Raw genomic sequence first — 16,042 nt, 5'->3', positions numbered from 1 at the left:
TCAAATACAAATTCGAAGCAGTTGCCTGACGTTGCGTAATATTCGGCCGCCGTGGCAAGATTCGCCGTCACAAATAGGGGAAAGTATTTATTTGCTGTTAAGCCCGCCATGATACCCGGATCGTTGTCGCCAGCCGAACGACATGCGGGAAACAACATCGTCTCAACCGGTGAATGAAACAATCGGACAGACGCGCTGACAGGATCATGGCAAGCCCATGAGGATTCGATGAAGCTGTCACCCATTGATGCGAGTTCCCGTCTTCTCGGACTCGTATGGCCCTTCGTCGCCGTCGTCCTCATCCAGGCGCTGGTGGCCAGCCTCAGCCTCTACACCCTTTCGGCGGTTCGTGCTTATGTCGGCGGCGAGAGCCAGTGGTCGAAGGGCCAAAAGCACGCTATCTATTTTCTCAGCCTCTATGCCGACACCGGCAACGAGGACTTCTTCAGCGAGTATCGCGCGGCGATCGCCGTTCCGCTGGCTGATCGGTCGGCCCGCCTGGCACTCGAGCAATCTCAGCCCGATATCGAAGCCGCGAGCATCGGTTTCCTGCAGGGTGGAAATCACGTCGACGATGTCCCCGGAATGATCTGGCTGTTCCGGGATTTCCGTGGTTTCAGCTATCTCGATGCCGCCATCCGCCATTGGACGGCCGCCGACGCCATGATCCTCGCCATCCAGCGGCTCGGCGGCACGATGCACGAGACGCTGAGCAAGGGGCCGGCATCTTTGGCCGAGATCAGCGCCTGGAAAACGCAGATCCACCAGCTCGACCGTGAGATCAGCCCGCTTTCCAAGGCCTTCTCGGAAAGCCTCGGCGAAGGTTCGCGCTTCATCAAGATGCTGCTCACCTTTGCCAATCTCGTCACCGCCGCCTTGTTGATACTGCTTGCCGTGTGGCGCACGCGCAAACTGCTCGCGCAGCGTCAGGCCTTCCAGCTGGCGCTCAATACCGAACGCGAGCGCGCCCAGATCACCCTGGCTTCGATTGGCCAGGCCGTCATCAGCACCGGCCCTGACGGGCGGCTGGATTACATGAACGCGGTTGCCGAGAAGCTGCTGGCTTGCCCGTTGGGCACAGCCAGGGGCAAGCCGATCGCATCCTTGTTTCGCCTGGTGGACAAGGACACCAGCTTTGAAGAATCGCAACTGGTCGAGCACCTTCTGGCCGGCGACCCGCGTCGTTCCAGCGCCCGTCCGCAATTGCTGCGGCGGCCGGACGGCTCCATTGTTCCCGTCGCGCTGACCGGCGCGCCCCTGCTCGTTTCCGGCGAAGTGGTCGGCGCGGTGCTCGCCTTCCACGACATGACGCGGGAAGAGGATTATATCGAGCGGCTTTCATGGCAGGCCTCGCATGACGCGCTGACCGGGCTCGCCAACCGGCGCGCTTTTGAAAGCCGGCTGGAAAGGACGATCGTCGACTTGCAGGGGCAGGCCCGGCAGCACGCCTTGATGTATCTCGATCTCGACCAGTTCAAGCTGGTCAACGATACCTGTGGCCATGCCGCCGGCGACCAGTTGCTGCGCCATATTTCCTCGGTGTTGACCAACGAATTGCGGTCCGGCGATGTGCTGGCCCGGCTGGGCGGCGACGAATTCGGCGTGCTGCTGATCGATTGCGAGGCCGGCACTGCGGCCGACATCGCCGAAAGGCTGCGCGCGGCCGTGCAGGATCTGCATTTTTCCTGGGATAACAGGCCCTTCAACACCAGTGTCAGTGTCGGCATGGTGCAGATCGCCAATGCGCAAGCGACGATCGAGGAGGTTCTGCGGGCCGCAGATGTCGCCTGCTACATGGCCAAGGAGAAAGGCCGCAACCGTGTCCAGATCCACAGCGACGGCGACATGGCCTTGCGCGAGCGTTTTGGCGAGATGGCCTGGGTGCAGCGCCTGCACATCGCCCTGGAGCAAAATCGCTTCAGGCTTCATGCCCAGGAGATCTGGCCGCTCAACGACGACGTCGCCGAGGCTGGCGCGCATATCGAGATCCTGTTGCGGCTGACCGACGAAGACGGCAGCTTCGTCACCCCGCAGAGCTTCATTCCCGCGGCCGAGCGCTACGGCCTGATGCCGTCGATCGACCGCTGGGTGGTGCGCAACACGTTCCGCATTCTGGCCGCACGGCAAGCCGATGCGCGCATGGCGCCGATCACTACATGCGCCATCAACCTTTCCGGAGCGACGTTCGGCGACGAAACGTTCCTCGATTTCCTGCGCGAGCAGTTCCTCGTCCATCGCATTTCGCCTGCGATGATCTGCCTGGAGATCACCGAAACCAGCGCCATCGCCAATCTCACCAATGCCATGCGCTTCATTGCCGATCTGCGCGGTCTGGGCTGCCGTTTCGCGCTCGACGATTTCGGCTCCGGCATGTCGTCCTTCGCCTATCTGAAGCACCTGCCGGTCGACTATCTCAAGATCGACGGCAGCTTCGTCAAGGACATGCTAGACGACCGCATCGACCGCGCCATGGTCGAGATGATCCATCACATCGGCAAGGTCATGGGCAAGCGCACCATCGCCGAGTTCGTCGAAAGCGACGGCATCGTCGCGGCCCTGAGGACGATCGGCGTCGACTATGCCCAGGGCTATGGGATCGCCAGGCCACAGCCTTTCGACAGCTCGACGGTGCTGCGCGGCCCGGACATCGCTTCAGCCGCGGCGGCTGCGGCAGATCCGTGGGCCGATCTAGCGCAGAAACTGCACCGCAGAGCCGGCTGAAACCGCCTCAGGGCAGCCGCTCCAGCAAAATTGTCGCCGCGTCGTGATAGGCGGTACGCGTCACTTCACGGTAGCCGCACTTCCTCGCGACGTTCAACGAGGCGGTGTTTTCTGGATCGATGATGCAGACGGTCTTGGCCCGTCCGAACGTCTCCTCACCCCAGCCGTGCACGCGGCTGACGATTTCGGTGGCAAGGCCGGTGCCATGGGCGGCCGGAGCCAATGCCCACCCCGCTTCGGGAATGCCTTCGATCGACGGTTCGATATCACGCTTCAGGTCGTGGAACCCGGCCTCGCCTATGAAACGGCCGGTCGCCTTCTCCTCGACGGCCCAGAAGCCGTAGCCGAGCAGCGACCACAGGCCAGCGTGACGCAGGAAGCGCATCCAGCTTTCCTCGCGTGTGCGCGGCTTGCCGCCGATGAAGCGGGTGACGACCGGGTCGACCCACATCGCCGCATAGGCGTCGAAATCCTCCAGCCGGTGTGCCCTTAGAATGGTTCGCTGCGTCTCGATCACGGGGGCAACGGTCGCTTGCGGATTGTCCATGAATTGCCTCGCTGATGTTGCCCGCGCTTAGCAAATCGCCCCCGGTGTGCAAGGGCCAGCGCGACACGCGCCATCATCCAGGGGCGTGCAATATTCCACGGTGACCTGAGCCGAACTTCAGCCGTGCCAGGCCATATTCGTGGAGACGCCGGCGCGCTGCAATTCGTCCAGCCTGCTTTGGCATGGGATTTCCCGTCAAGGATGGTACCGTCGCGGCATACCGATTTAGCTATGCGGCCGGCGGATCTCTCTCGCAAGCGGCGCCGTTCGAGCAAAGGGAAAGAGTATGGACACGACCGATCTCGTGCTGGCAATCGTCCATCATCTGCTGGTGTTTTCCCTGGCGGGGATCATCGGCGCAGAATTCGTGCTGATCCGTGGCGACTTGCCCGCCGCGACGCTCAAGCGGCTCGCCGGCATCGACCGCCACTACGGCGCCATCGCCGCACTCATCATCATCGTCGGCATCGGCCGCGTCGTCTGGGGCCTCAAGGGCTGGGAATTCTACGTCCACAACTGGGTGTTCTGGGCCAAGATGGCGGCGTTTGCGATCGTCGGCCTGCTGTCGATCATTCCCACCGTGCGCTTCATTTCCTGGAACAGGCAAGCCAGCGCCAACCCTTCCTTTGCCGTGCCGGCGAGCGAACTGGCCTCGGTGAAGACCTATGTCCGCGCCGAGGCGTCGGTCTTCCTGCTGATCCCGGTCTTCGCGGCTGCGATGGCGCGCGGTTACGGCTATTGATCCTCGACGGCCACTGTCTCCAGCGGAGCGATCGGCACCAGGGGTGCCGGAATGCTGGTGGTCTTCTCCTGCGCCTTGCAGATATCGGCGATGACGCAGGCTGGGCAATCCGGCTTGCGCGCCTTGCAGACGTAGCGGCCATGCAGGATCAGCCAGTGATGCGCGTGGCGCATATATTCCTCCGGGATGATCTTCAGCAGGCCCTGCTCGACCTGTTCCGGCGTCTTGCCGGGCGCCAGGCCAAGCCGGTTGCCGATGCGGAAAATATGCGTGTCGACCGCCATCGTGTGCTGGCCGAACGCCATGTTGAGCACGACATTGGCGGTCTTGCGCCCGACCCCCGGCAGCTTGACCAGTTCATCGCGGTTATCAGGCACCTCGCCGCCATGGTCACGGATCAGCGCCTCCGACAGTGCGAGGACGTTCTTGGCCTTGTTGCGCCAGAGCCCGATGGTCCTGATATGGTCGCCGACCTTGGCTTCACCGAGCGCCAGCATCTTTTGCGGCGTGTCGGCAAGCTTGAACAGCGCCCGCGTCGCCTTGTTGACGCCGGCATCGGTGGCTTGCGCCGAAAGCACCACCGCCACCAGAAGCGTGAAGGCGTTGATGTGTTCGAGTTCGCCCTTCGGCTCCGGCCGCTGCACCGAAAAGCGCCGGAAAATCTCATGCACCTCGGCCGGGCTATAGAGCGACCTGCACCGCATTGGCCTGGGGCGCGGCTTGGCGTTCGAGCCGTCACGCCGTCCGGCCGGCTGCTCTTTTTTGGGCATTGAAGACTCTTTGGACTTGGGGCTCGCCATTCCCTTCCTATAATATTCAGTCATGAGCGAAACAAACGCCTCATTTCAGGCCGACGAGCCATTCTTTCATGCGTTGCTGACACCACACCGGTCGCTGGGCAGGACAGGCTTCTTCGTTCTGATGGGCGCCCTGCTGTTCGGCTGGCTGGTGACAGGCGCGTTTTTCCTATCACGCGGTGCCTGGCCGGTGTTCGGCTTCTTCGGCCTCGACGTGGTCGCCGTCTACATCGCCTTTCGTGTCAACTACCGGGCCGCCCGCGCCCGCGAAGAGGTTTCGGTCTCCCGCACCAGCCTCGATATCCGCAAGACGGATCCTTCGGGGAAATCGGAAGCGCATCGCTTCAACCCGTTCTGGGCGCGGTTTTCGGTCGCCCGTCATGCGGAAATCGGCATCACCAGGATGACGGTGGAAGCACAAGGCCAGAACGTGGCGATCGGCGGCTTTCTCGATCCCGACTCCCGCGAAACCTTTGCCACCGCCTTTTCGCGGGCGCTGGCGACCGCCAAGACGCGCTGAACCGACCTTTTCCGAAACCGGTTCCCGTATTTCGGGATCACGCCCTAAAAGCGATACCGCAGGAGTCTGCCGATCTTGCGCAACGCCGGAATGTGTTTCCAAAGGCGGACGAACAGTTTGGCTGACCAGCCCATGCGGGCGGCGTGTTCGGGCTTGTAGGCGGAAATATCCTCGACGAACCGCAGCTTCGGGACCGCCCGTTCCAACTCGTGCGGATCCTCTATGGACCAGTGGACCTCGGCGCCAGTCACCCTCAGGGCTGGATGGAGCCGAAGCAGCTTCAGCCCGAAACTGCTGTAGGCATCGAACATCAGTTCGCCACTGGCAAGATGCCAAACAAGCCGCGAAAGCAGGTGGAGCCCTTCGTCGGCGGGGAGATAGGGCGTCAGCCCCTCTGCCACCACCATGGCCGGACGGTTGCGGGGCACTTCGGCCAGCCAGCCGGGTTCGATCACCGACGAAGCGATGAGATGATAGTGGTTTCGGGACGGGTAGAGTTTCCGCCTGAGTTCGATGACCTCCGGATAGTCGACATCGAACCAGTCCACGCCGACTGGCGGGGCGACACGGAAGATGCGCGTGTCAAGCCCGCAGCCCAGATGCAGCACGATGGCACCAGGATTTCTGGCCAGAAAATCCTCGACACGGACGTCCAATGTCTTGGCCCGGATCGCCAGGCCGATGCCGAGATTGTCATCGACCTTGAGCCTGGAGAAATCATAATCGATCTTGCGCACCGCCTCGTCGGCGAAATGATCTTCCAGCAGGGAATTGGGCAGCCGGCTCTCCAGCGCCTTGCCGTAGAGCGTCATCAGCAAGGTTTCCTTTGCCCCGGTGAGATCTGCTTTTTCGCCAGCCATCGCCGCCTCTTGGGCACGAAATGCGAGTCTATCTGGGCATGCGAGGCGAGAAGGCAAGTTTCGGGTGGCGATCGGCGCCCCAAAGGGCGATATTCCAGGCCAAGGAGACAGTTCCATGAGCACACAGACAGCAGTCCTCAAAAAGGACATCACGCCCGAAGGCAACGATTATGAGATCGTTCGCCGTGCCATCGAGAAGATCAGCCTCGACTACCGTGATCAGCCATCGCTGGAAGAACTGGCTGAAGAGGTCGGCGAGACGCCGACCGGCCTGCAAAAACTCTTCACCCGCTGGGCGGGCCTTTCGCCAAAGGCCTTCCTGCAGGCGGTAACGCTGGACCACGCGCGCCGACTGCTCGATTCCGGCATGCCGCTGCTCGAAACCTCGTTCGAACTGGGCATGTCCGGTCCCGGCCGGCTGCATGACCTGTTCGTCACCCATGAAGCGATGTCGCCCGGCGACTACAAGACGCGCGGCGCGGGCCTGACTATCCGTTACGGCTATCACCCCTCGCCTTTCGGCACCGCCCTGATCATGGCCACCGATCGCGGCCTTGCCGGGCTTGCCTTCAGCGACCCCGGCGAGGAGCGCGCCGCTTTCGCAGACATGTCCAGCCGCTGGCCGAACGCCCTCTATGTCGAGGATATGGCCGCGACCGGTCCCTACGCCGCCCGCATTTTCGATCCGACGTTGTGGCGCCCCGACCAGCCGCTGCATGTCGTGATGATCGGCACCGACTTCCAGGTTCGTGTCTGGGAGGCGCTGCTCCGGATACCCATGGGCAAGGCTCGCACCTATTCCTCCATCGCCGCGAGCATCGGCGCGCCGAGCGCCAGCCGGGCCGTCGGCGCCGCCAATGGCGCCAACCCGCTATCTTTCGTCGTTCCCTGCCACCGCGCCATCGGCAAGTCAGGCGACCTCACCGGCTATCACTGGGGCCTGACCCGCAAGCGCGCCATCCTGGGCTGGGAAGCCGGGCAAGTGTCGTCCTGAAATATCGATTTTTGCTTCCACTTTGCTTCCACAGAGATATACCCGGCGATAGTATTCGTTCGGGTCAGCCGGAATCGTCAACGGCACTCATACCGTTCAGGTCGACCTCACCGCCACCAGGTCGAGCGGCATCTTCCCAGCCGGCAACTATCAGGGCATGGTCACAGTGCTGTGTGAGTGACGCGGCAAATAGTGCTGGACCATTCGCGTGGTCTGGCGTCGAACGGCTTGGCAGGATAGCTTCCCGCATTCAGCAGGGAGGCACTTCTTGATTATCGTTGTCGGCTCGATCAACCTCGACCTTATCGCCAATGTCGACCGCTTGCCGAGCCCCGGCGAAACGGTGAGCGGTTCCAGCTTCACCACGGCGCCCGGCGGCAAGGGCGCCAACCAGGCGCTGGCCGCCGCGCGCGCCGGTGTCGCGGTGCGCATGGTCGGCGCCGTCGGCAAGGACAATTTCGCCGCCGAGGCGCTGGCACTGCTGCGCGACGCCAAGGTCGACCTGTCGGGCGTGGGTGAAACCTTTGCGTCCACCGGCACGGCCCTGATCATGGTCGGCGACGACGGCGAGAACATCATCGCCGTGGTGCCCGGCGCCAACGCCTCCGTCGTGCCCGGCGACCTTTCCAAGACCTTTGTGAAAGAGGGGGACGTCGTGCTCCTGCAGCACGAGATTCCGCTGGCGACCATCGAAGCCGCACTCGACCAGGCAAGCGCGGCCGGCGCCGTCACGGTGCTCAACACCGCTCCGTTTCACGCCGAGGCGGCGGCCTTGCTCGGCAAGGCTGACTACGTCGTAGCCAACGAGACGGAGTTCGACCTCTATGGCGAGGCGCTGGCGCTCGGCGGTCGCGACCGGGCGGCACGCATGCGCGATTTTGCCGGCAGGACGGGGCGCACCATCGTCGTCACACTCGGTGGCGACGGCGTGATGGCAGCAACGCCGACCGACTTCCTGACCGTCCCGGCAATGAAGATCACACCTGTCGACACGGTCGGCGCCGGCGACACCTTCTGCGGGTACTTCGCTGCCTGTCTCTCGTCCGGCCTTGCGCTCGACAAGGCGCTGGCACGCGCCGGCGCGGCCGGCTCGCTGGCCTGCCTGAAGCCTGGCGGCCAGCCGGCGATCCCGTTGGCCGCCGATGTCGACCAAGCCCTGAAATCCCATTGAGATAAGAAAAATGCGCCCCCGGACCAAACATGCCGTGCCGCCAGCCGGCGACATCTGCCGGCTGTCGGCTGTCGACCTCGCCGACGCGATCCGCCGCAAGAAACTTTCCGTGCGCGAGGTGGTGACGGCCTTCCTCGACCGCATCGAAGCGGTCAACCCGCTGGTCAACGCCATCGTCTCGTTGCGTGAGCGCGCGGATATACTGCGCGAGGCCGATGCAGCCGATAGCCGGCAAGCGGCCGAAACCGAAACGCTCTTCGGCCTGCCGATCGCCATCAAGGATCTCGCCTCGACGACGGGTCTCCGCACCTCTTTCGGCTCGCCGATCTTCGCCGATTTCGTGCCGCAGGAAGATGACTTCTTCGTCGAGCGTATCCGCAACGCCGGCGCCATCATCATCGGCAAGACCAATGTCCCCGAATTCGGGCTCGGCTCAAACACTTACAACAACGTATTCGGGCCGACGCTGAACGCCTTCGATCCGGCGCTCTCCGCCGGCGGGTCGAGTGGCGGCGCGGCGGTGGCGCTGGCGCTCGACATGGTGCCCGTCGCCGACGGCAGCGACTTCGGCGGCTCGCTGCGCAATCCGGCGGCCTGGAACAATGTCTACGGCTTCCGCCCGTCCCAGGGGCTGGTGCCCGGCGGGCCGGACCTCGAGGTCTTCCACGCGCAGATGGGCGTCGACGGGCCGATGGGCCGCAACGTCGCCGACATGGCGCTGCTGCTGGACGTACAGGCGGGGTATCATCCGCAGGCACCGCTATCCTATGAAAAACCTGGCTCGTTCCTCGAAGGGCTCGCAGAACCAGCAACCGGCGGCCGCATCGCCTGGTTCGGCGATCTCGGCGGCCACCTGCCGATCGAGCCCGGCATTCTCGATCTCTGCGAGGCCGCGCTCGGCCGGTTCGTCGAAGCATCCTTCCCGGCTGAACCCTTGCGGCCGGATTTCGATTTCGAGGCGCTGTGGCAGGCTTTCGTGACGCTGCGCCAGGCCAGCAGCGGCTGCGCTCTCAAGACCCATTACGACGATCCCTCGAAGCGCGGCCTGCTGAAGCCGGAAGCCATTTGGGAGGTGGAAAACGCGATGCGGCTGACGGCGCCGCAGATTCGCGCCGCCTCGGTCGTCCGCACCTCCTGGCATCGCACGCTCCTGTCGATCTTCGACCGCTTCGACCTGATCGCGCTGCCGACCGCACAGGTCTTCCCCTTCGCAGTCGGCATGCACTGGCCGCGCGAGGTCGCGGGATGCGCGATGGACAGCTATCACCGCTGGATGCAGGTTTCCGCCTTCGCCACGCTTGGCGGCTGCCCGGCGGTCAATGTGCCGGTCGGCTTCGACGACAAGGGGAGGTCGATGGGCATGCAGCTGATCGGACGGCCGCGCGGCGACGTGGACGTGTTGAGGGCTGCCGCGGCCTACGAGGCAACGCTGCCGTGGCAGGCTGGCGCCTGAGTTGCACGGCTTGCGCCGCTACCGCCGCCATGCATTGATTGTCGTTCACCGCGCTGCGCAGCCGGCGCTCTGATCGAGGAAAACATGTCGCTCGAACTCTACGCAGCCTATGTCGTCGCTTGCATCGTCATCATCCTGGTGCCCGGACCCACGGTCACGCTGATCATCGCCAACAGCATCCGCCATGGCTCCCGCGCCGGCCTCGCCAATGTCGCTGGCACGCAGGCCGGCCTTGCCGTCATGATCGCCATCGTCGGTATCGGTCTCAACACGCTGATTTCGGGCATGGGCCACTGGTTCGAGTGGGTGCGATTGATCGGCGCCGCCTATCTGATCTGGATGGGCGTGCAGATGTTCCGCTCCAAGGGCACGCTGAACGCGGACGGAACCGCCAGAAAGCCGCGCGGCGGGTTCTTCATGCAGGGCCTGCTGGTGGCGCTCAGCAACCCCAAGACGCTGATCTTCTTCGGCGCCTTCTTTCCGTAGTTCATCTCTCCAGCCGGCAACTACCCGCTTCAGATCGTCATCATGGGCCTCACCGCCATGATCTTCGCCGCCATGTCGGACTCGACCTATGCATTGGCCGCCGGCCGCGCCGGACGCATGCTGTCGGCCAGCCGCATCAAGCTCCTGTCCAGGATCAGCGGCAGCTTCATGGTCGGCGGCGGCCTGTGGCTGGCGTTTTCACGGTCGAAATGATGGCGAAGCGCCTTCTTTTGAAATTTTTTGCAGTGACATATTGAAGAGTTGTGCATTGCTGCACAACTCTTCAATATGAAAAAGTCAAACGTTTCCTTTCGGAATCGCTTGCTTATTTGGCAATACGAGTACAGCGACGCAGTGATCGGCGTCACTTTCTTTTGCGCCTTGGCACTGATCAAATCCATCGCGGTCATGGAGCTTCAAATCAACCCGGTCGTAGCCACTCAACATGTAATGGGCGTGGTCGAATATATCAGAGTGAAACCTATTAGCCCGTACGCCATGGTAGGTCACAATTTATACTACACCTACGATGTGCGCCTCAATGACGACAACACACGGATATGGATCGATGACGATGTCGAGCGGCCGCATCTTGTCGGCTCGCTCATTCCCATCGAGCGGCAACACCACAAGCACGGCGTCGACACCTATCGATTGCTCAATAGGTGATGCCGCGCACGTACCGGCTGCTCCAAACGTCAGTTCAGCCGCCCCAGCCTTTCCACCAGCAGCGCGAAAAAGCCGTCATGATCGATGTCGCGCATCACCATGGCGTTCTTCTGCCGCTTGCTCACGCCCCACCAGTCGATGACGGTCATGCCCATGGTCAACTCCGAGGCGGTCTCCACGCTGACGTTGCAGTTGCGGCCGTTGAATAGGTCCGGCTTCAACAGATAGGCGATGACGCAGGGGTCGTGCAGCGGACCGCCGTCGGTGCCGTATTTGCCCTCGTCGTAGCGCTCGAAGAATTCCAGCATCTCGGCGGTGGCAATGCCAACCTTGCTGCCCAGATCACGAATGGCCTTGATGCGCTTGGCGGTGGTCAGCGCCTTGTGGGTGACGTCGAGCGGCATCATCACGATCGGGATGCCGGACTTGAACACCAGATCGGCGGCTTGCGGATCGACATAGATGTTGAACTCGGCCGCCGGGGTGACGTTGCCGCCTTCGAAAAAGCCGCCGCCCATCAGCACGATTTCCTTGATGCGCGATGCGATCCGCGGTTCGCGGATCAAAGCCAGCGCGATGTTGGTCAGCGGCCCGAGCAGGCAGAGCGTGATGGTGCCGCTCTCTTCCCTCATCAGCGTCTCGACGATGAAGTCGACGCCATACAGCTCCTGCAGCTTCATCGTCGGTTTGGGCAATTCCGGCCCGTTGAGGCCGGTCTCGCCATGCACTTCCTCGGCGGTGACCAGTTCGCGCGCCAGGGGACGGATGGCACCGGCATAAACCTTGATCTCCGGCCGCCCGGCCAGTTCGCAGATCTTGCGGGCGTTCTTTTCGGTAAGCTTCAGTGGCACGTTGCCGGCGACGGCGGATATGCCGACCACCTCCAGTTCGGGGCTGCCAAGCGCCAGCAGAATGGCGACGGCGTCGTCCTGGCCGGGATCCGTGTCGATGATGATCTTGCGTGGTTGCGGCATTTCAATTCCTTGTTTGGCTGGCCATGAGCTCATTGGACCGATCGCACGCCAGAGAGACGCCGAACCGACTGCAAGCTGCCGAACCGCTTGACCGGGAATGGTCCCGACCTTGGCGCTTCTCCTTGCATCCGCGCGTCGTTTCAAGCGCCATATCGATTATTCCTGTGAGTCCAGGACGCTGATCCTTTTGGGCTGTTCCTGCGAGCTCACGACCTGGTCTTTTGGGCGGGTCTTTCGATGGCTTGAACTTGGTCGCGAGGCGGACCATATCAAGGCCATCGGGAAAAATGCCATCAGGGTTTTTCCAGTTTATGTCGCTCTTGAGAGGACAGTGTAACATGAGCCGAATGACGCCTTTCTCCAGCCCGCTTCTCCTGGGTTTCGACGCCATGGAAAAGACCTTGGAGCGCCTGGCGAAATCCGGTGACAGCTACCCTCCCTACAACATCGAGCGCCTCAGCGGCACCGACGGCAAGGCCGAAAGGCTGCGTATCACGCTCGCCGTCGCCGGTTTCGCCGAAAGCGATCTCGATGTGACAACGGAGGAAAACCAGTTGGTCGTGCGCGGCCGTCAAACCGACGACACCGAGCGCGAATTCCTTCACCGCGGCATCGCCGCGCGCCAGTTCCAGCGCTGTTTCGTGCTGGCCGACGGCATGCGGGTGATCGCGGCGGAGCTGAAAAACGGCCTTTTGTCGATCGACCTCGATCGGCCGGAGTCCGAACGGCTGGTACGGAAAATAAATATATCGGTGAAAGACTGATCCTTACCACTGCATCGGCCGAAAAAGTCGGCACCGATTTTGCGAAAGCACGATGCACCAACTTGAATGGCTCTCATGCGGGATGGCCTTTAGCGGCGTCCTCGCGCCAAGGAGGCTTGAAATGACCAGAACTGACGAAACCATCACCATGACCAGCGGCGAATTCGCCCATCTCGGCGAAGGCTCTGTCGCTTACCTGCGCAAGGTCTCGAGCGACGAACTGCTCGGCCGCTTCCCCAACATCGGTGAAATCGCGCCCGGCCTCGAGCTGTGGGCCCTGTTTGCCGCCAACGGCCAGCCGATCCTGCTTTCCGACGCGCGTGACCGCGCGCTGGCCGGCGCCATGGAAAACGACCTGACCACGGTCGCCATTCATTAAGGCGGCCGATAAAAAAAGGGCCGCTCACGGCGGCCCTCATCCAAAATGGCTTCAGGCCGCGTGCGAGGCTTGCGTGTCCGACAAAAGCGCGTGGATCGCCGTGGCATCTCGCGTCCCCCTGATCTTGGCCACCGTGTCGGCGTCGCGCAGCACGCGCGCGATGCGCGACAGCGCCTTGAGGTGATCGGCACCCGCCCCTTCAGGCGCCAGCAGCAGAAACACCAGATCGACCGGTTGGTCATCCAGTGATTCGAAATCGACCGGCGTTTCCAGCCGGGCGAAAACGCCGGCGATGCGCTTCACGCCGGCGAGCTTGCCGTGCGGGATGGCGATGCCGTTGCCGACGCCGGTCGAACCCAGGCGCTCACGCTGCAGGATGGTGTCGAACACCTCCCGTTCCGGAATGCCCGAGATCGCCGCCGCCCGCTCGGACAGCAATTGCAGAAGCTGCTTCTTGGAGTTCGCCTTCAACGCCGGCAAAATCGCCGGAACGCTGATAAGATCGCTCAGATCCATGCTTGAAAATCCTTGTTCGCCTGCCGCGCCAGTCCCCACCCCTCGTGCGGCTGGCTTTTATCCCTGTGCGACTTTGGTCGTGGACGGATCGATCCAGCCGATGTTTCCGTCGGGCCGGCGATAGACGATGTTGAGATGGTCGGTTCCGGCATTGCGGAAAACAACCACCGGACTGTCCTTGGTATCGAGCTCGATGACGGCCGAGGCCACCGACATGGTCTTCAGCGTCATGGTCGATTCGGCGACGATGGCCGGTGCGAAATCCTCCGGGATTTCCTCGTCGTCATCGGCAAGCGGTGCCATCACGGTATAGGCAATGTCGGTCAACTCGCCATTGCCATTGCCCGAATTGTGCGATTTCAGACGGCGCTTGTAGCGCCGAAGCCGGGTCTCCAGCCGATCGGCCGCGGCCTCGAAGGCCAGCGTCGGATCCTGGGCATCGCCGGTGGCCTGCAGCGAGGCGCCGGAATCCAGCCGGATCATGCAATCCGCCGAATAGCGCGAGCCCGATTTGATGACGGTGACGTGCCCCGCGAAGCCGCGATCGAAATATTTGCCGATCGCTTCACCGACACGATCGTTGATGCGTGTGCGGAACGCATCACCGATATCCATGTGCTTTCCCGATATGCGCAGATTCATCTGAAAACTGACCTTCCTTGCTCAGGCTTCAAACTGGCCCGAGTTTATACTCGTGATCCGTGCGCACAAGCTTTGCGGCGTCACTCGCGCCGATTTAAATCCGAACTTTCCGGTTGATCACAAGCCGCCTTCTTGACCATCCCGGGGCCATTGTCGTGACGGACCATCCGCTAGCGGGCATCAAGCCCGTCTCATGCGGGCGGGCTTCTAGCCACTTCACCGCGCCTTGTCAATAAAGCTCGAGAGCTGTGGAAAATCGCAAGGGCCTAACGGCCGGCGCTGGCGCGTGCCCGCTTCTCGCGCCGGCGCTGCACGGAAGACGGAATATTCATGCCTTCCCGGTACTTGGCGACCGTGCGCCGGGCGATATCGACGCCGCTTTCTCTGAGCATGTCGACGATCGCGTCGTCGGACAGCACGTCGACAGATTTCTCCTCGTCGATCAGTTGCTTGATGCGGTCACGTACCGCTTCCGAGGAATGCGCGTCGCCGCCGCCCGACGCGGCGATCGAGGCGGTGAAGAAATAGCGCAGCTCGAACACGCCACGCGGGGTCAGCATGTATTTGTTCGCGGTGACCCGGCTGACCGTCGATTCGTGCATGCCGATGGCATCAGCCACCGTGCGCAGGTTGAGCGGTTTCAGGTGGCGCACGCCATGGACCAGGAAGGCATCCTGCTGGCGCACGATCTCCGAGGCCACTTTGAGGATCGTCTTTGCCCGCTGGTCGAGGCTGCGCGTCAGCCAGTTGGCGTTTTGCAGGCACTCGGCCAGAAAGTCCTTTTCCGCCTGATTCTTGGCGTGCGGCGAGACCTGGGCGAAATAGATATGGTCGACCAGCACGCGCGGCAGCGTTTCGGCGTTGAGCTCGACCGTCCAGCTGCCGTCATTGGCCGCGCGCACCTCGACATCGGCGACAATGGCGTCGCTGGCGCCGCCTGAAAAAGCCATGCCCGGGCGCGGATCGAGTGCCCGGATCTCGGCCAGCATATCGAGCAAATCCTCCTCGTCGACGCCACAGATCCGCTTCAGCGCCTGGAAATCGCGCCGCGCCAGGAGTTCGAGATTGGCCACCAGGGCCTGCATCGCCGGGTCGAGGCGATCACGAACGGCAAGCTGCAGCGACAAGCATTCGGCAAGATCGCGGGCGAACAGGCCGGCCGGCTCGAAGGTCTGGCACACCGCCAGGACCCTGCCCACGGCGGTGTCGTCAGTGCCCAGACGCCTAGCGATTTCCGCAAAATCGGCCCTGGCATAGCCGCTCTCGTCCAGGCTGTCGGCGAGTTCCCCGGCGATCAGCCGCGCTGCGGGACCGGCGAAGGCGAGCGCGATCTGCTCGCCGACATGGTCGCGCAAGGTGACGGCACTCGCCGCCATGTCGCCGACGTCGAGCCCCTCGGACGAGGAGCCGCCGCCATTGCCCGAGGCCGATTTCCATTGTGCCGTCAGGTCGGGTCCGAGCCGCTCGCTGGTGCCGGGATCGTCGGGAAACAGGTTCTCAAGTGAGGTATCGAGTTTTTCCGAGATCGCCTCGGCGCTCCATCCCGCCTCGTTCTCGAACCAGTCGCCGTCGGCGGCCGCTTGCGGCTCCACCTCGGTTTTCTGCGCCTGGTCGCTGACAGCATCGTCCTGCGGCTCCGCGCGCTCCAGCAGCGGGTTGCGTTCGATCTCCTCGTCGATGAAATGCTCGAGTTCGACATGGGTGAACTGCAGCAGCCGAATCGACTGCATCAGCTGCGGCGTCATCACCAGCGACTGCGACTGTCGGAGCTGTAGTTTCGCCGCCAACGCCATAGTTCGGTTTCAAA

16 protein-coding genes and 1 pseudogene are annotated in these 16,042 nt (G+C 62.8%); 10 read left to right on the top strand and 7 right to left on the bottom strand.

From position 1 onward, the window contains the following. Positions 1-228 precede the first annotated feature (228 nt). Positions 229-2,721, top strand: coding sequence for an EAL domain-containing protein (locus FJ548_RS08325; RefSeq protein WP_140764729.1), 2,493 nt, complete (start codon positions 229-231; stop codon positions 2,719-2,721). 7 nt (positions 2,722-2,728) lie between these two features. Here the strand turns inward: FJ548_RS08325 and FJ548_RS08320 are convergent, their stop codons facing one another. Further along, positions 2,729-3,268 carry a GNAT family N-acetyltransferase gene (locus tag FJ548_RS08320; protein WP_140764727.1) on the bottom strand — a complete coding sequence of 180 codons (540 nt, stop codon included), beginning with the start codon at positions 3,266-3,268 and terminating at the stop codon, positions 2,729-2,731. Between the two features lie 286 nt (positions 3,269-3,554). Between FJ548_RS08320 and FJ548_RS08315 the strand changes: the two genes are divergently transcribed. After that, complete coding sequence (locus FJ548_RS08315) at positions 3,555-4,010, top strand: DUF2214 family protein (RefSeq protein WP_140764724.1); 456 nt, start codon at positions 3,555-3,557, stop codon at positions 4,008-4,010. Here the strand turns inward: FJ548_RS08315 and nth are convergent. After that, positions 4,004-4,810, bottom strand: a complete 807-nt coding sequence (gene nth / locus FJ548_RS08310) for an endonuclease III (protein ID WP_140777632.1) — start codon at positions 4,808-4,810, stop codon at positions 4,004-4,006. The genes FJ548_RS08315 and nth overlap by 7 nt on opposite strands. 22 nt (positions 4,811-4,832) lie before the next feature. On the opposite strand from nth, the gene FJ548_RS08305 reads away from it, so the two are divergent. Then, on the top strand, positions 4,833-5,327 hold the full coding sequence (locus FJ548_RS08305) for a DUF2244 domain-containing protein (protein ID WP_140699917.1): 495 nt from the start codon (positions 4,833-4,835) through the stop codon (positions 5,325-5,327). 44 nt (positions 5,328-5,371) lie between these two features. On the opposite strand, the gene FJ548_RS08300 is transcribed toward FJ548_RS08305, so the two are convergent. Further along, the gene (locus FJ548_RS08300) at positions 5,372-6,187 is read right to left on the bottom strand and encodes a class I SAM-dependent methyltransferase (protein ID WP_140699919.1); all 816 of its coding nucleotides are present in this window, start codon (positions 6,185-6,187) and stop codon (positions 5,372-5,374) included. A 115-nt stretch (positions 6,188-6,302) separates the two neighbouring features. Here FJ548_RS08300 and FJ548_RS08295 point away from each other — a divergent pair, with 115 nt between their 5' ends. The 5 genes and pseudogenes from FJ548_RS08295 (at position 6,303) to FJ548_RS08275 (ending at position 10,960) form a co-directional block, all read left to right on the top strand. Next, positions 6,303-7,181: a bifunctional helix-turn-helix domain-containing protein/methylated-DNA--[protein]-cysteine S-methyltransferase gene (locus FJ548_RS08295; protein ID WP_140777631.1), complete on the top strand. Its 879-nt coding sequence runs from the start codon at positions 6,303-6,305 to the stop codon at positions 7,179-7,181. 268 nt (positions 7,182-7,449) lie between these two features. Then, on the top strand, positions 7,450-8,352 hold the full coding sequence (locus FJ548_RS08290) for a ribokinase (RefSeq protein WP_140777630.1): 903 nt from the start codon (positions 7,450-7,452) through the stop codon (positions 8,350-8,352). A 10-nt stretch (positions 8,353-8,362) separates the two neighbouring features. Beyond that, positions 8,363-9,805, top strand: coding sequence for an amidase (locus tag FJ548_RS08285; RefSeq protein WP_140777629.1), 1,443 nt, complete (start codon positions 8,363-8,365; stop codon positions 9,803-9,805). Positions 9,806-9,889: 84 nt separating this feature from the next. Then, positions 9,890-10,504: pseudogene (locus FJ548_RS08280) on the top strand (LysE family translocator). A 141-nt stretch (positions 10,505-10,645) separates the two neighbouring features. After that, complete coding sequence (locus FJ548_RS08275; RefSeq protein ID WP_181168738.1) at positions 10,646-10,960, top strand: hypothetical protein; 315 nt, start codon at positions 10,646-10,648, stop codon at positions 10,958-10,960. A gap of 29 nt (positions 10,961-10,989) precedes the next feature. Here the strand turns inward: FJ548_RS08275 and FJ548_RS08270 are convergent, their stop codons facing one another. Beyond that, entirely contained in the window at positions 10,990-11,934 is a 945-nt protein-coding gene (locus tag FJ548_RS08270; protein WP_140777627.1) for a nucleoside hydrolase, read from the bottom strand. A 338-nt stretch (positions 11,935-12,272) separates the two neighbouring features. Between FJ548_RS08270 and FJ548_RS08265 the strand changes: the two genes are divergently transcribed. Both FJ548_RS08265 and FJ548_RS08260 read left to right on the top strand, forming a co-directional pair. Then, on the top strand, positions 12,273-12,698 hold the full coding sequence (locus FJ548_RS08265; protein WP_096450220.1) for an Hsp20 family protein: 426 nt from the start codon (positions 12,273-12,275) through the stop codon (positions 12,696-12,698). Positions 12,699-12,819: 121 nt separating this feature from the next. Further along, positions 12,820-13,077 (top strand): DUF1150 family protein, encoded by a 258-nt coding sequence (locus FJ548_RS08260; protein WP_140609171.1) that lies wholly within the window; start codon positions 12,820-12,822, stop codon positions 13,075-13,077. 51 nt (positions 13,078-13,128) lie between these two features. On the opposite strand, the gene ptsN is transcribed toward FJ548_RS08260, so the two are convergent. The 3 genes from ptsN to rpoN all read right to left on the bottom strand — a co-directional run bounded on the left by ptsN (position 13,129) and on the right by rpoN (position 16,028). Continuing rightward, positions 13,129-13,593, bottom strand: a complete 465-nt coding sequence (ptsN, locus tag FJ548_RS08255) for a PTS IIA-like nitrogen regulatory protein PtsN (protein ID WP_010911486.1) — start codon at positions 13,591-13,593, stop codon at positions 13,129-13,131. A gap of 57 nt (positions 13,594-13,650) precedes the next feature. Continuing rightward, positions 13,651-14,235 carry a ribosome-associated translation inhibitor RaiA gene (gene raiA / locus FJ548_RS08250; RefSeq protein WP_127279801.1) on the bottom strand — a complete coding sequence of 195 codons (585 nt, stop codon included), beginning with the start codon at positions 14,233-14,235 and terminating at the stop codon, positions 13,651-13,653. A 266-nt stretch (positions 14,236-14,501) separates the two neighbouring features. Next, on the bottom strand, positions 14,502-16,028 hold the full coding sequence (gene rpoN / locus FJ548_RS08245; RefSeq protein WP_140777626.1) for an RNA polymerase factor sigma-54: 1,527 nt from the start codon (positions 16,026-16,028) through the stop codon (positions 14,502-14,504). Positions 16,029-16,042 lie beyond the last annotated feature (14 nt).

This window comes from Mesorhizobium sp. B2-4-17 (assembly GCF_006441275.1).
GTDB lineage: Bacteria > Pseudomonadota > Alphaproteobacteria > Rhizobiales > Rhizobiaceae > Mesorhizobium.
The sequence above is the reverse complement of the archived record's forward strand: the minus strand, read 5'-3'. Positions and strand labels throughout refer to the sequence as shown.